The sequence below is a fragment of the Streptomyces sp. NPDC058701 genome, from assembly GCF_042715295.1.
Lineage (GTDB): Bacteria > Actinomycetota > Actinomycetes > Streptomycetales > Streptomycetaceae > Streptomyces.
In genome coordinates this window covers 93,270-108,771 of the sequence record NZ_JBHXSY010000016.1, presented here as the reverse complement: position 1 = coordinate 108,771, position 15,502 = coordinate 93,270, and the positions used below count along the sequence as shown (strand labels likewise).

The window sequence follows — 15,502 nt, the reverse complement described above, 5'->3', positions numbered from 1 at the left end:
GCACCCCGGCCCGCGCCACGGCTCACCCGGGCGGGTCGGCCAGGACGCAGGCGAGCTGGGTGCGGGAGCGGATCCGGAGCTTGCGGTAGATCCGGCTGAGCATGCCCTCGACCGTCTTCACGGAGAGGTACATCTGCTGCGCCGCGTGCTGGTTGCTGGCGCCGCCGCGCACCAGGTCGGCCAGCCGCAGTTCGGACTCGGTCAGCTCCGCCCGGCCTGCCGGGCGGTCCCCGGGCCGGCCGTTGCCGCCCAGGCGGTCCAGGTGTTCCCGCGCGGTGGCCAGCAGCGGCGCCGCCCCGGCCTCCGCGAGGAGGGCGGCCGCCTCCTCGAACGCGCCGCGGGCCGCCGCCTGGCGCCGCCGGGCGCGCTCGACCCGCCCCCGCGCCAGGTGCGTACGCGCCTCTTCGACGGGTAGCCCGCTGCGGCGGAACACCCCGTCGGCCCGCCGCAGGAGGACGACGGCCCGGTCGGTGTCACCGGCGCGTGCAAGCAGGAACGCCCGCGCCCGCGTCCACGCGGCCCCGGTGGCCGTGTCCTCCCGTACCGCGTCCTCGTGCCTCAGCAGCAGGTCGTGCGCAGGCCCGGTCTCGCCCGCCGCGGCGAACGCCTCGACGGCGTCCGGCTGCCAGCGGAACACCGAGGGGTCGGCGGGCCGCCGACCGCCCTCGGCCCGGACCAGCTGGGCGAAGGCGGCGACGGCCCCGTCCACGTCCCCCGTCTGCAGCCGGACCGCGCCCGCGACCCAGAGGTTGCGTTCCCGGTGCAGTACGTCGCCCTCCTCCCGCGCGGCGCGCTCCCCGCAGGCCGCGTACCGCAGCGCGGCGGCGAACGAACCGCCCGTGCTCTGTGCGAGGGCGGCCGTGTAGCAGGCCGGACCGAGGGACAGGCCGGCGGCGAGCGAGGCCTCCAGGGCCCTGTCCGCCCACGCGAGGGACCGGGAGCACGCGCCGCTGCGGGCCTCCACCTCGGCCAGGCTGCGCCAGATGTCGACGAGGTCCTCGCTCTGACCGTGCAGCTCCGCGAGCGACAGCAGGGCGGTCAGCCGGGTCCTGGCCTCCTCCAGCCGATCGTCGAAGACGGCGTGCCGGGCCGCCAGGTACTGGGGGCTGTTCCCGATCCCGTCCGCGTGGGCGGGCACGTTCAGCGCCAGCGCACGGCCGAGGGTACGGGCGCAGTCCTCGCTGCGCAGGACCCGCTCCATCCGGGCCCGCATGGTCAGGGCCGCCGCCTCCAGCCGCGGCTGCCCGGCGGCCCGGGCCAGTCCCGCCGCGGACGTGGCGGCCCGCAGCGCCGCGTCGGGGTCGCCGCGCGACACGTTGGCGGCGATCGCGGCGCGCAGCTCCACGGAGGCCAGCAGGCACGGGTCGCCGGAGGCGATCTGCCGGCACCGTTCGAGCGTCCCCTCGACCCCGGCCAGGGCCTGGCTGTGGGAGTCGACGACGGCCAGCAGCACCGCGACGTGCTCGGCCGGCGTGGGCCGCGACGCGGCGACGGCTTCGGCCGCCTGCCGGGCCAGGTCGCTGTCCCCGGCCGCGGCGGCTTCCCGCGCCGCGGCGAGGTAGCGCTCCAGGCGCAGTCGGGCCCGGGACAGCGGCGTCAACTCGGCCGCCAGCAGGAAGAGTTCCGCGGACTGCTGCCGCTCGCCGCCCTCCCGGGCCTGCCCGGCGGCCTCCGCGGTGTCCTCCGCGAGACCCTGGTCGGTGGCGTCCCGCCGGCCCAGCGCCCGGTGCCGGACCACCTGCACCGGGTCCGCCACCGCTCCGGCCAGCGCGCCGTGCGCGGCGACCCGCTCCGCTCTGCCCGCCAGGCTCACCGCGGCGTCGGCCAGGACCCGCGCGGTGAACCGCACCGCCCCCGGCGGGCCGTCGTGGAGGACGCCCGCCGCCTGAGCCAGCCGCAGCTCGTCCTCGGCACCGCCGCACCCGGCCCGCTCCAGCAGCGCCAGGGTGGGCCGTTGGGCCAGGGCCGCGACCAGCAGGGTCGCCCGGACCGGCGCGGGCAGATCCGCCAGCCACGCCTCCGCGGCCCGGACCGCCGCGCGCGGTACGACGAGTGCGGACCGGCTGCCCGGACCCTGCCGGGCCAGCGCGGCGCACGCGGTCTCGGTGAGCAGCCGGTGGCCCCCGCAGCTCTGGTGGACGGGAATCGCCCACCGGTGGGGCAGCCCGTGCCGGACCACGACCGCCGCCGTGCGCGCCACGTCCAGCGCGGGGACCGGGACGTGCACGGGATGGCCGCCCAGCAGGCGCGCGGCCGCACCACGGCCGTCCCGCGCCCGTTCGCCCACCACGACGGCCAGTCGCCGCGCTGCCACCGAGCGGGCCGCGTAGCCCAGGACGTCCGCACTGGCCGCGTCCAGCCACTGCACCCCGTCGACGGCGAGGACGAAGCCGGGGGCGGACCCCAGCAGGCCCGCCACCGCGAGCCGGACCGCCGCGATCTCCTCCGGCCCCGGCGGGCCGTCGGCGGACCGGTGCAACAGCCGCTCCACCACCCCCCGCCAGCCGGACGGGAGCCCGGCGACGGCCTCCGGGGGAACGGCCGACAGCAGCTGTGCCACGGCGCCGAAGGGGTGGGCCCGGTCCGCGTCGGCGCACCTGACCCGCACCACGAACCGTTCTCCGCCGCCGAGTTCGTCCAGGGCCTCGCCCAGCAGCGTGGTCTTTCCCGACCCCCAGACGCCGGTGACCGTGACCCGGCCCCCGCCGGCCAGGGCCCGTACCACCTCGTGGACCGCGCCCCGCCAGGAGGAGAACTCCGTACCGGGGCCCGCTGCCTCTTCGACGTCCATCACACCACGGCACGGTAGGACCGGCCCGTACGCCCTGACAACCGCCGGGCGGCGGTCGCGCCAGGTCAAGGGTTTCCCCTGATGGCACAGCGGGCGAGGCCCCGCATCGTGGGGGTGCGGTGAGCCGTCCCGGCCCCGGGGGAGCCGGAGTGGGGCCGGCGGATCCACCCCGGGCAGGCGGGCCCGGGGGAGTCCGGCCGGGCGGCTCACCGTGTTCCGCGCGGACCGCCGGACCGCCGGACCGCCGGTGAAGCCTCCGGCGGCGGTGGAGTTTCCCCTCGCGGGTGTCGTCGAACCCGTCCCCGCCGTGCGGCGCCCGGCACGCCCGCCGCGTTGTCGGATCACCCGTACACATGCGGTACGCGGGCGACCCTCCGCCGTGCGAGCGCACGCACCGGACACCGCACGGCGGCCCGCCCTCCGGGCCTGCGGAATGACGGTGACGACACCCCCGAGTCCGCCCCGGTGCAAGGGATTCCTCCGATGCCCGCAACCCGTCGACAGGCGGAACGTGTGGGCCACCCCCGGACGGCCTCCGAACCGCCTCGCCGGCTCCGGGTCCCATCCGGGGGCCGCCCGCCCGCCTCCCCGGCGTGCGGGTCCCGGCCCGCACCGGTGTCCCAGCCGGTGCGTCCCCCTCCGAGAGGAACACCTCCGTGCGTGCTCTCCCCCCACGGCCCCTGCTGGCCGGATTCGCGACCGTCGTCACCGTGGCCGCCCTCGCCGCCCTGCCCCCGGCGGCCCAGGCTGACCCCGGCCCCCCGGTCTCTCCCCAGGTGAGCAAGGCCATGCAGCGGGATCTCGGTCTCTCCGCGGGCGAGGTGCGCCGCCGGGTCGCCGACGAAGCGGCGGCCGGGCTGGTCGCCACCCGCGTCCGCGCCCAACTGGGCGACCGTGTCTCCGGATTGTGGTTCGACGCCGCCTCCGGCACCCTGAACGCCGCTGTCGCCGACCGGGCCGACGCGGACACCGCCCGCGCCGCCGGCGCGGTCGTCCACCCGGCCGCACACACCCCTGCCGAGCTGGCCGCGGCCGCCCGGAGCGTCTCCGCCCTGGCAGGCGACGGCGTCCCGGGAGTCCACGCGTGGGGACCGGACGCCCGCAACAACCGCGTCGAGGTCACCGTCGCCCGCACCGGCCGTACGGCCCCCACCGCGGACTTCCTCGCCGGGGTGGCCGCGCTGGGCCCCGTCGTACACATCGCCGAGTCCGAGCAGACCCCCCGCCAGCAGGCGGACGTCGTCGGCGGGGAGAAGTGGACGCCCGGGACGGAGAGCCCCTGCTCGATCGGGTTCGCCGTCACCCGGACCAGCGGTGGAGCCAAGGCCTTCCTGACCGCGGGCCACTGCACCAACGACGCCAACCAGGCCGCCTACGGCAAGGACGGCAGCCGGGTCGGCACGTCCAACAGGAACGGCAGCGGCAGCGTCAACGCCCGCGAGGGCGACATGGGCATCGTCGACGTCGACCGGCCCGGCTGGAACCTCGCCCCCACCGTCGCCGGATACGGCCAGGGCGACATCACCGTCACCGGATCCGCCGAAGCGGTCGTCGGCACCGCGATCTGCCGCTCCGGACAGACCACCAGCCTGCGGTGCGGCGAGGTCACCAAGGTCGACCAGAGCGTCGACTACGGCAACGTCGTCATCGACGGCCTCTCCTACTCCAGCGCCTGCTCCGCCGGCGGCGACTCCGGAGGCGCCTACGTCACCGCCACCGGCGGCAAGGCCGTCGGCCTGCACTCCGGCGGCGGCAGCGCCACGTGCACGTCCGGCAGCGGGGAGAAGTTCACCATCTTCCAGCCCGTGGGCGAAGCCCTCACCCGCTTCGGCGCCAGCCTCGTGACCTCCACCCCGCAGCCCGGCAACGTCACCGTCGCGGCCGTGTCTGCGCAGACCACCGCCGTCGGCGTCGCCGCCGAGCTGCGCAACAGCGCCGAGGGCGGAACCGCCCCGTACACCTGGTCCGCCACGGGTCTGCCCGCCGGGCTGTCCATCGCCCCCGCGACCGGAACCGTCTCCGGGACCGCGACCACCGCCGGGACCTCGACCGTCACCGTCACCGCCACCGACAAGGCAGGCCGGACCGGGAGCGCCACCTTCACCTGGACCGTCACCACCGGCCAGGCCGGCAGCCCGACCCTGACCAACCCCGGCAACCAGACCGCCACCATAGGCAAGCCCGTCACCCTGCCGCTCCGGACCGCCGGCGGCAGCGCCCCGTACTCCTTCAAGGCCTCGAACCTCCCGGCGGGACTGACCGTGAACCCGGCGACCGGGACCGTCACGGGGACCCCGACCACGTGGGGCCTGCGCACCAGCACCCTCACGGTCACGGACGGCGCGGGCAGGACGGCCTCGGTCAGCTTCACCTGGAACGTCTACTTCTAGGCCGTCCCACGACCCGGGGCCGCCCACCCGGCGGCCCCGGACACGCCGGGGTGCCCACCCACCCGACCGGGCACCCCTCGGCGGGCGGCAGGCGGCGCGCTCCCACCGGAGCACCGCCTGCCGCGTGCTGCCGCGCGCGTCGGGACAGCCCTTAGGCTTGCCGCATGACTGTGCTCGTGTACGAAGACTTCGGGACCGGACGCCACCGGGAAGCCTCCCTGATCCGGCACGCCCTGGGCAGTGCCCACGACGAGGAACTCGTCGCCGGCCTGGCCGGGGGGATCGGATTCATGTACTTCGTCTTCGAGTACGAGGGCCTCACCCCCATGGCCACGATCGTGGCCCAGTCCCACCCCGAGCCCTGGGTGCAGGTCGCGCTGGGCCGCCTGGGCGTTCCGTACGACGCCACGCGCGCGATGAAGCCCCGGTGGGGCCGCGTCCGGGCCGCGCTCGACGAGGGCCAGCCCGCCTTCTGCGTCGTCGACCGGTCCTCCCTGCCCTGGCACGAGCCCGACCCGGCCGCCGAGATGACCGGCGCCGACCCCCACACCGTCGTCATCGCCGGGTACGACGGCGACGACCTGCTCATCGAGGACGGCGCCGAAACCCCGTACCGCATCGACCGCGAGGAGTTCGGGGCCGCCTGGACCGCCCACCGCAAGGGCCGCCACCAGCTGATCGTGCCGACCGGGCCGCCCGAGGGGGAGCCGGACGTGGACGGGGCGATCGCCTTCACCGTCACCCACCTCACCGGGCCCGTCCTGGGGAACCAGTTCGACGTGAACTTCGGCTTCACCGGGATGGAGAAGTTCGCGGCGCAGCTGCGCGACCGGACCACCAGGACGGGCTGGGAGCGCAGGTTCGGCGGCTCGCCCGCCGCGTTCCGCGCGGGTACCGGGCGGCTGTACACCTGCCTGGAGGAGGAGTGGACCGCGCCGGGCGCGACCCGGCCGTTGTACGCGGACTTTCTGGACCTCGTCGGGCGCCCCGAGGCGGCAGGCCTCTTCCGGGAGTCCGCACGCCACTGGTCGGAGCTGGCCGCGCTCGCCCGGGACGCCGACGCGGACGCCGGCGCCGAGGCGCGGCGGGAACTCTTCGAGGCGTGCGCGCAGCGGGTGGACCGCTGCGTGGATCTGGAGAGCCAGGCCGTCCGAGCGCTCCAGAAGTAGGACGCGCCGGAAGCAGGACGCCCGGGACGTGGGACGCCGGAAAGGAGAAGGGGATGCCCGTGGGCATCCCCCTTCCCGGTGGCCGCTCGGTTCCCGACGCGTGCCGCTACCGCCGGACGCTCAGCGGCGGCCGCGCAGGCGGCCGAGCAGCCCGCGGGCCTGCGTCCGCTTGCGGGGGTCGGCGGCGGCCCGACGGACCGACTCGATGGTCTGCCGGCCCTGCGGGCTGCGGCTGAACTGCTTTATCCGTGCGAGTAGTCCGGACATGAGGCCCTCCTGGCGCGTGGTCACTCGTGGTGAAACGACGTGTGCCCCGACGCGACCGGGTGAAACAAACCCGCGTGGTATCCGAGCCGACTTGCGGCCGCCCACAGGGGCCCGGCCGAACGCCGCGGTGCGCGGGCCCCGGAGGGTCCGCGCACCGCGCCTTCAGCGGGCCCGGTCAGTGACCGCCCCAGCCGTGGCCTCCTCCGTGGCCGTAGTCATCGTCGTCGTCGTCCCAGCCGCTGTTGTGGTACCAGCCGCCGTGGCCGTAGTCGTCGTCGTCATCGCCGCAGCCGCCGCCGTTGAGGTAGCTGACGGCCGCGGTGGGAGTTGCCGCCGAGGCCGTGCCCGCTGTGCCGAGCGCCACGCCACCTGCCATCAGAAGACCGGCGGCGGAGACCACGAAAAGACGCTTCGCTCTCTGTGCATGCATGGAATAGCCCTTCCTTCCACCCTCCCGCACGCCTCTCCGGGCATCAAGGGGGTGGCCGCGGCCGCAGACGCAGCGTGCGGCGCGGGTCGTGTGCGGTGCCGCGTGCGTGGTGCGTGCGAGCATCGAGCACGTCTCCACCGACGGCGCGGCGGTACGCCACGCGCGTGCCGGGCGGGCAGCGGCCCCTCGGCCCCCCAGGGTGCGGGAACTCCGGCAGCCACAGGCGTGCTCCGCAATCGCGGCTCTCACTCACAAAGGCTAGTCGCGCCCGTCCCACTCGGCACCTCGGGACCGGCGCCCCCGTCGCTCCGGCGCCATCGGGCCGCCGGGGACGGGTCGGCGCTGCTGCTGAGCACCTGTCATCTCCCGTTCCTCGAAGGCGCGGAAGGGCCCCGGCGGGCGGCCGGTGAGGCGTTCGACGGTGTCGGTCGTGCGGTCTTCGGCGCCCTCGGCGATCGACCGGTCCATGCCGGCGAGCATCGCGGCGAACGCTTCGGTGACCTGGGACAGGACCGCGGCGACGTCGTCACAGCTCAGCGTCTGCGGCCCGGTGAGGACAGGTCCGTGTCCGGGGCCCGCGCATCGGTGAGGGCGTGGACGGCGACGGAGGCGATGTCGTCGGCGTCCACGAAGCCGACGCGCCCGGCGCCGGCCGCGGCGTGGAGGATCCCGTCCGCGCGGACGGTCCGGGCATGGACGTGCCCGCCGGTGAAGTTCTGCATGAACCACGAGGGCCGCAGCACCGCCCACTCGGGGAACAGGCCGGGCAGGGCCCGGTGCACCTGCCCCACGGCGGGCCCGCCGGCGGGGATCGCCGAGGAGCCGAGCAGCTGACGCCCGCGTCAGTCCCCGGCGGGAGCGGCCGGGCCTTCGGAGCCGCCGGGCGCCTGTCGGGGACGGAGCCGGGCGGCGAGCACCGCGACGTCGTCCTCGGCGTGCGGCGCGTCCAGGTTCCGGCACACGGCGTCCACGACACCGGCCGGCCCGGCCCCGGCGGGCATCCGCAGCGCCGCCAGCCTGGCCAGGGACACGTCGATGTCCTCGCCCCGGCGCTCGACCAGACCGTCCGTGTACAGCACCAGGGTGTGATCGGCGGCGATCGGCCGGGCGTACGCCTCGTACCCGCCGAAGCCCGTGCCCAGGGGCGGGCCCACCGGCACGTCCAGCAGCTCGCCCCGCCCGCCGCCGGTGAAGACGGCCGGCGGCAGATGGCCCGCGCTGGCGTAGTCGGCCTTGCCGCGGGCCGGGTCGATCCGTACGAGCAGGCAGGTGGCCGGGCGCCGGGTCCCGTCGGCCGCGGCCAGGGCGTCCAGCCGGCCGAGCACCCGGTGCGGGGCGAGATCGGTGGCGGCGACCTCGCGGAGCGTGGCGCGGTAGGCGTTCATGTCCGCGGCGGCGTCCAGGCCGTGCCCCATGACGTCGCCGATCACGAGCAGCGTCCGGCCGAAGTGCAGGCGCACGGTCTCGAACCAGTCCCCGCCGACCAGGGCGCGCGCTCCGGCGGGCAGGTAGCGGCTGGCGATCTCCACGTTCGGGTGCGGCCGGCCCGGCTCGGCGACCAGGGCACGCTGGAGTGCGAGGGCGGTCCGCTCGGTCGCCGCGAGCCGCCTCGCGTGCCCGATGTGGATGCCAGCCACGCGGGCCGCGAAGTGCAGCGCCGCCGTCTCGTGGCGGCCGAACGCCTCGCGGGCCCGTACGGCGAGGACCGTCCCGTACACCTCGCCCCGGCCGATCAGGGGCACCGAGACGGCGTACGCGGTCCCGCCCCCGGCGGTACGCCCGGTCCACACCCGTGCGGAACGGTCCGGGTCCCCGGCGGCCGGCGACCCCGGCGCCGGGCCGGGCGCCGCGCCCGCCGACAGCAGGCCGGTGGCGCCGGCCTCGGCCACGCGGCTCAGGCCCGGGCCGCTGATGCCCGAGCCCCGGACGACCAGGTCCACGGCGACGGCGTCGCACAGCGTGCGGAGCAGGAAACCGGCCAGCTCCCGGCAGGTCTCCCGCTCGTCTTCGGACGTGCCGATCCGCGCGAGTGCCTCTTCCGCGGCGCGCAGGCGCCCCTCCAGCCCGCTCGGCTCCTCCGACACGACGCCCTCGTCACCCCGTCCCTCCGCCCGGCCCGCTGAGGAAGGCATTCCACCAGGCGTCGCCCGTTTCGCGGAGCGATGCGCCGCGTGTCCCCGCCCGCGTACACCGTCGGACCGCAGGCGACGCCATACCGTTCCCTCCCGGCCACCGGCAAGACGTCACGCGGAAGATTCTCGATGGCGCACTAGACTGACGGGTTGTTTGGCGCTGAACCGGAACAACCTGGGCAGACCCGGGCTCCGACGGCGACCCGGACCGACTCCGGGAACGAGACGCGAGGGCCGATGGCAGCCACACCTGAGCGCGGTGAACCCGCCCTGCTCGACAGCGTGGAAACGCGCGGGACCGACGCCGGGGACACCCCGGCGCCGGACCGCCCGGCGATGTCCGGGGCCGACCGTGCGCAGGCCCCCGGGGCGGACCCCGTGGAGGGTTCCCGGGCCGCTCATGCGGCGGCTTACGAGGCCGATCACACGGCAGCGCCCCAGGCCGACCCCGTGGACGCGCCGGGACCCGACCCCGTGGACGTGCCCGTGGACGCGCCGGGAGCCGACCCCGTGGACGTGCCGGTGGACGTGCGCGTGGACGCGCCCGGGGCCGGCCCCGGGGACGCGGCCGAGGAGGTCGGCAAGTCCGCCCGGTTCTCCGCAGGCTCCGCGGCCGCGCCGCGCACCCTCGTCGACGTCTTCGAGGACTCCGTACGGGCCCACCCCGACGAACTCGCCCTGGACGACGGCACGGAACGGCTGACCTACCGGGCGCTCGCCGTCGAGGTCGAGCGCCGCCGGCGCGCCCTGGCGGCCGCCGGGGTCCGGCTCGGCGACCGGGTCGGCGTCCGCGTGCCGTCCGGGACGAACGAGCTGTACGCGGCGGTCCTCGCCGTCCTCGCCGCGGGCGCCGCCTACGTGCCGGTCGACGCCGAGGACCCGGACGAGCGGGCCGCGCTCGTCTTCGGCGAGGCCGGGGTACGGGCGGTCCTGGGCGCCGGGGGCCGCATCGACGTCACCGCCCCCGCGGACGCCCCCGCCCCGGCTCCCGCGGGGGACGCGCGGCCCGGGCCCGGCCACGACGCCTGGATCATCTTCACCTCCGGCTCCACGGGCAAGCCCAAGGGCGTCGCCGTCAGCCACCGCAGCGCCGCCGCCTTCGTGGACGCCGAAGCCGCCCTGTTCCTCGCCGAGGAGCCGATCGGCCCCGGCGACCGGGTCATGGCGGGCCTCTCCGTCGCCTTCGACGCCTCCTGCGAGGAGATGTGGCTGGCCTGGCGCCACGGCGCCTGCCTCGTGCCCGTACCCCGTTCGCAGGTGCGCAGCGGCGCCGACCTCGGCCCCTGGCTGGTGGACCAGGAGATCACCGTGGTCTCCACCGTGCCGACCCTGGCCGCGCTGTGGGAGCCCGAGGACCTGGGCGAGGTCCGGCTGCTGATCTTCGGCGGCGAGGCCTGCCCGCCCGAGCTGACCCAGCGCCTGGTCACCGAGGGCCGCGAGGTCTGGAACACGTACGGCCCCACCGAGGCCACCGTCGTCGCCTGCGCCTCTCTCCTGACCGGGGAGGAACCGATCAGGATCGGCCTCCCGCTGAACGGCTGGGAGCTGGCCGTGGTCGACGAGTCCGGCGAACCGGTGCCCATGGGCGGCAGCGGCCAGCTCGTGATCGGCGGCGTCGGCCTCGCCCGCTACCTCGACCCCGCCAAGGACGCCGAGAAGTACGCCCCGCTGGAATCCCTCGGCTGGGAGCGCGCCTACCGCAGCGGCGACCTGGTCCGCGCGGAACCCGAGGGGCTGGTCTTCCTCGGCCGCGGCGACGAGCAGATCAAGCTCGGCGGCCGCCGGATCGAACTGGGCGAGGTCGACGCCGCCCTGCAGTCCCTGCCCGGCGTCGCCGGCGCGGCGGCCGCCGTCCGTACGGCGCGCAGCGGCAACCAGCTGCTCGTCGGCTACCTCGTCACCCAGGAGGGCTGGGACCACGCGGCGGCCGTGACGCGCCTGCGCGCAGAACTGCCCGCGGCCCTCGTGCCGCTGCTGGCCCCGGTCGCCGAACTGCCGACCCGCACCTCCGGCAAGGTGGACCGGGACGCGCTGCCCTGGCCGCTGCCCGACCTGGAGACCACCGGCCCCACCGAGCAGCTGTACGGCACCGAGGCCTGGCTCGCCGAGCAGTGGAGCGAAACCCTCGGTGTGGCCGTCTCCGGCCCCGCCGACGACTTCTTCGCCATCGGCGGCAGCAGCCTCGCCGCCGCCCAGCTCACCACCCGACTGCGGACCCGCTACCCGAGCGCGGCCGTCCTCGACATCTACCAGCAGCCCACCCTGCGCAAGCTGGCCCGGCGGCTGGAGAAGTCCGTACAGGACGACGGCGCCGCCCGGACCGTCGGGCCCGTACCGCTGCGGTCCCAGGTGGTGCAGTCGCTCCTGCTGCTCCCGCTGTACACCCTGGTCGGCCTGCGCTGGACCGTGGCGCTGCTGGCCCTCGGCAACGTCCTGCACGCGTTCGGGGCCTACCCCTGGGCGCCGGCCGCCTCCTGGTGGCTGGTGGCCGCCGGCGCCGCGCTGCTGTACAGCCCGCCCGGGCGGCTCGCGATCGCGGCCGGCGGCGCCCGCCTGCTGCTGCGCGGGGTCACGGCCGGGCGCCACCCGCGCGGCGGAAGCGTCCACCTGCGGCTGTGGACGGCCGAGCGGCTGGCCGAGTGCGTCCGCGCGACCTCCCTCACCGGCTCCTGGCTGGAGCGCTATGCCCGCGCCCTCGGCGCCAAGGTGGGCCCCGAGGTGGACCTGCACTCGCTGCCGCCGGTCACCGGCATGCTCAAGCTCGGCCGCGGCTGCGCGGTGGAGTCCGAGGTGGACCTCTCCGGGCACTGGCTCGACGGCGACCGGCTCGTGATCGGCCCCGTCAAGGTCGGCGTCGGCGCGGTGGTCGGCACCCGCAGCATCCTCTTCCCCGGCGCGCGCGTCGGCAAGCGGGCCGAGGTGGCCCCCGGCTCGGCCGTCGTCGGGCAGGTGCCGACCGGCCAGCGCTGGGCGGGGGCGCCCGCCGGGAAGCTCGGCAAGGCCAAGCACAACTGGCCCGACGGACGGCCCCCGCGGCCGCTCCACTGGCGCGCCGTGTACGGGGCGACGGGCTTCTGCCTCACCTCCCTTCCCGTCCTCGCCGCCCTGCCCGCCCTGCTCGTGCTGAGCCGGTTCGTGCCCGCCGGTGCGGAGCTCGGCGCGGCGCTGCGGGGGGCGCTGCTCGCCGTCGTGCCCGGTGCGCTCGCCTTCGGGCTGGCGTACGCGCTGCTGCTGCTGGTCTTCGTACGGCTGCTCAGCCTCGGGCTGCGGACGGGGAGCCACCCCACGCACAGCCGGATCGGCTGGCAGGCCTGGACGGTCACCCAGCTGATGGACCTGTCCCGGGAGACGCTGTTCCCGCTGTACGCCGGTCTGATCACCCCGGTGTGGCTCCGGCTGCTCGGCATGAAGATCGGCCGGGGCGCTGAGGTGTCCACCGTGCTCGCGCTGCCGAGCCTCACCACCGTCGGCGAGGGGGCGTTCCTCGCCGACGACACCCTGACCGCCCCCTACGAACTGGGCGGCGGCTGGATGCGGATCGGGCACTCCGAGATCGGCCGCCGCGCGTTCCTCGGCAACTCCGGGATGACCGCGCCGGGCCGGAGCGTGCCCGACGGCGGGCTGGTCGGCGTCCTGTCCGCGACCCCGAAGAAGGCCAAGAAGGGCAGCTCGTACCTGGGCCTGCCGCCGGTGCGGCTGCCGCGCTCCGCCGCGGACTCCGACCAGAGCCGTACGTACGACCCGCCCGCGCGGCTGCTGTGGGCGCGCGGCCTGGTGGAGCTGTGCCGGATCGTCCCGGTCTTCTGCTCGGCCGCACTGGCCGTCCTGACCGCCGCGGGGCTCTGCGCGCTGATCACGGCCGGCCCGGGGATCGGCGGCGCCGCGCTGCTGTCCGGGGCGGCCCTGCTGGCCGCCGGCCTCGTCGCGTGCGGGGTCGCGGTCGCGGCGAAGTGGCTGCTGGTGGGCCGGCACCGGGCCGGGGAGCACCCGCTGTGGAGCGGCTTCGTGTGGCGCAACGAGCTGGCCGACACCTTCGTCGAGGTACTCGCCGTGCCGTGGCTGGTCGGAGCGGTCCCCGGGACGCCGCTGCTGTCCCTGTGGCTGCGCGGGCTCGGCGCCCGCATCGGCCGGGGCGTCTGGTGCGAGAGCTACTGGCTGCCCGAGACGGACCTGGTGGAGCTGGGCGACGCGGTCAGCGTGAACCGCGGGTGCGTGCTCCAGACGCACCTCTTCCACGACCGGATCTTGAGGACGGATACTGTGGTCCTCCGCGAGGGCGCCACCCTGGGCCCGGGCGGAATCGTCCTGCCCGGGAGTACGATCGGGGCCCGCAGCACCCTGGGTCCCGCGTCTCTCGTGATGGCCGGGGAATCCGTCCCCGCCGACAGCCGCTGGCTGGGCAATCCGATCGAGGCGTGGCGGTCCTGAACGGCGGCCCCGGGGTGGTCCCGGACCCGTTCCGGTACGGTCCGGGCCCCGCTCCCGGGCGGTCGGCCGGGGCCGGTCACGGCAGCGGCGACCAAGGCACACCGGCACGTCGTACGAGCACAGCGCAGGGAGCGGAAGCGGCAGTGAGCGGCCAGAAGACAGCGGTATCGGACCCGTATTTTCCGGCCAACGGCGACCCCCGTTACCGCGTGCACCGGTACGAACTCGCTCTGGAGTACCGCCCCGGCCCCAACCGGCTGGCCGGCACGGCCCGGCTCAGCGCCATCGCCGGGCGGGCGCCGCTCATCGAGTTCCACCTGAACCTGGCGGAGTTCCGCGTCGGCCGGGTCTTGGTGAACGGCCGCGCCCCGCACTACGCCCACCGGGGCGGCAAGCTCCGCATCCGGCCCGCCAAGCCGCTGCCCGCCGGCGCCGCCTTCACCGTCGAGGTGCAGTGGGCCGGGAACCCCAAGCCCGTGCGCAGCCCGTGGGGCGGCATCGGCTGGGAGGAACTCACCGACGGCGCGCTGGTGGCCAGCCAGCCCGTCGGCGCGCCCTCGTGGTACCCGTGCAACGACCGGCCCGCGGACAAGGCCTCGTACCAGATCTCGATCAACACGCCGTCGCCCTACACCGTGGTGGCGGGCGGCCGGCTGCTCACCCGGACGACGCGGGCCAGCACGACCACCTGGGTGTACGAGCAGCCCGCGCCGACCTCCAGCTACCTGGTGGGCCTGTCCATCGGCATGTACCAGACGGTGCTGCTCGGCGACCCGGGCCTCGGCGGCGTCCCGCAGAGCGCCCACGTGCCGGCGCACCTGCTGGCCCGCTTCTCCCGCGACTTCGCCCGACAGCCCGCCATGATGCGACTGTTCGAGGAGATCTTCGGCCCCTACCCCTTCGGGGAGTACGCGGTCGTCGTCGCGGACGAGGAACTGGACGTCCCCGTCGAGGCCCAGGGGCTCTCCCTGTTCGGCACCAACCACGTGGACGGCGTCCGCGGCTCGGAGCGCCTGATCGCCCACGAGCTCGCGCACCAGTGGTTCGGCAACAGCGTGACCATCGCCGACTGGCGGCACATCTGGCTGAACGAGGGGTTCGCGAAGTACGCGGAGTGGCTCTGGTCGGAGCGCTCGGGCAGCCGCACGGCGCACGAGCTCGCGGCCACCGCGCACCGGCTGTTGTCCCTCCACCCGCAGGACCTGCGGCTGGCCGACCCGGGCCGCAAGCTGATGTTCGACGACCGGCTCTACCAGCGCGGCGGTCTGACGGTGCACGCGATCCGCTGCGCCCTGGGCGACGAGACGTTCTTCCGCATGCTCCGCGAATGGGCGACCGTGCACCGGCACGGCGTGGTGACCACCGCGGGCTTCGCCGCCCACGCGTCCCGCTACGCGGCCGAGCCGCTGGACGAGCTGCTCACGGCCTGGCTGTACGAGCCGGCCCTCCCGCCGCTCCCGCCACCGCCCTCGGCGCCCCCGGCCGCCCTGCCCCGCATACCGGCCCGCCCCGGCTACCCCCCGACCCCGGGCGTCCCCCCGGAGAGCGGCCGCGCCTGACCGGGCGCCTCGGCCGGTGCGCGCCGCCGGCGGGGCCGATACGGCGAGGGCGGTATCGAGCCGCCGGACCGGGGCGGTGGGCCCTGGCGACGGGGGTGGTCAGCGGCGTCGGTGCCGATGTCGTTAGTCGTCCGTCCCGAACAGCACGAAGCCGCCGACCACGGCCGCGGCGAGGCCGACCGCCACCAGGCAGCCGACCCGTCCGGAGCGGGCCGGGGCCGCAGCAGCCGCCGACGGGTGCGCCGCCGGCGTGGACGCCACCCAGGTGGATGTCGCCACGGGCGGGGGCGGGGGCCGTCGGCGCCCCCGTGAGCAGGGGGCCGGCACCCGCCCGGA

Annotated in this window: 9 protein-coding genes and 1 pseudogene; 4 read left to right on the top strand and 6 right to left on the bottom strand. The window is 76.2% G+C overall.

Annotated features, from left to right (window positions below; genetic code table 11):
• Positions 1-22: 22 nt before the first annotated feature.
• Positions 23-2,791, bottom strand: coding sequence for an AAA family ATPase (locus tag ACFWW8_RS19380; protein ID WP_386530184.1), 2,769 nt, complete (start codon positions 2,789-2,791; stop codon positions 23-25).
• A gap of 656 nt (positions 2,792-3,447) precedes the next feature.
• On the opposite strand from ACFWW8_RS19380, the gene ACFWW8_RS19375 reads away from it, so the two are divergent.
• Both ACFWW8_RS19375 and ACFWW8_RS19370 read left to right on the top strand, forming a co-directional pair.
• Positions 3,448-5,181: a putative Ig domain-containing protein gene (locus ACFWW8_RS19375; protein ID WP_386530183.1), complete on the top strand. Its 1,734-nt coding sequence runs from the start codon at positions 3,448-3,450 to the stop codon at positions 5,179-5,181.
• A gap of 164 nt (positions 5,182-5,345) precedes the next feature.
• Positions 5,346-6,350, top strand: a complete 1,005-nt coding sequence (locus ACFWW8_RS19370) for a BtrH N-terminal domain-containing protein (RefSeq protein ID WP_386530182.1) — start codon at positions 5,346-5,348, stop codon at positions 6,348-6,350.
• Positions 6,351-6,470: 120 nt separating this feature from the next.
• Here ACFWW8_RS19370 and ACFWW8_RS19365 read toward each other — a convergent pair whose 3' ends face one another.
• The 4 genes and pseudogenes from ACFWW8_RS19365 to ACFWW8_RS19350 form a co-directional block, all read right to left on the bottom strand.
• On the bottom strand, positions 6,471-6,617 hold the full coding sequence (locus ACFWW8_RS19365) for a hypothetical protein (RefSeq protein ID WP_386530181.1): 147 nt from the start codon (positions 6,615-6,617) through the stop codon (positions 6,471-6,473).
• 175 nt (positions 6,618-6,792) lie between these two features.
• Positions 6,793-7,047, bottom strand: coding sequence for a hypothetical protein (locus ACFWW8_RS19360; protein ID WP_386530180.1), 255 nt, complete (start codon positions 7,045-7,047; stop codon positions 6,793-6,795).
• Between the two features lie 258 nt (positions 7,048-7,305).
• Positions 7,306-7,877: pseudogene (locus tag ACFWW8_RS19355) on the bottom strand (hypothetical protein); the annotation flags it as partial.
• A gap of 12 nt (positions 7,878-7,889) precedes the next feature.
• Positions 7,890-9,179, bottom strand: a complete 1,290-nt coding sequence (locus ACFWW8_RS19350; protein WP_386530179.1) for a PP2C family protein-serine/threonine phosphatase — start codon at positions 9,177-9,179, stop codon at positions 7,890-7,892.
• A gap of 237 nt (positions 9,180-9,416) precedes the next feature.
• On the opposite strand from ACFWW8_RS19350, the gene ACFWW8_RS19345 reads away from it, so the two are divergent.
• Positions 9,417-13,607: a Pls/PosA family non-ribosomal peptide synthetase gene (locus tag ACFWW8_RS19345; protein ID WP_386530178.1), complete on the top strand. Its 4,191-nt coding sequence runs from the start codon at positions 9,417-9,419 to the stop codon at positions 13,605-13,607.
• Between the two features lie 143 nt (positions 13,608-13,750).
• Positions 13,751-15,166 carry a M1 family metallopeptidase gene (locus ACFWW8_RS19340; RefSeq protein ID WP_386530177.1) on the top strand — a complete coding sequence of 472 codons (1,416 nt, stop codon included), beginning with the start codon at positions 13,751-13,753 and terminating at the stop codon, positions 15,164-15,166.
• 123 nt (positions 15,167-15,289) lie between these two features.
• Here the strand turns inward: ACFWW8_RS19340 and ACFWW8_RS19335 are convergent, their stop codons facing one another.
• Positions 15,290-15,427, bottom strand: a complete 138-nt coding sequence (locus tag ACFWW8_RS19335) for a hypothetical protein (RefSeq protein WP_386530176.1) — start codon at positions 15,425-15,427, stop codon at positions 15,290-15,292.
• Positions 15,428-15,502 lie beyond the last annotated feature (75 nt).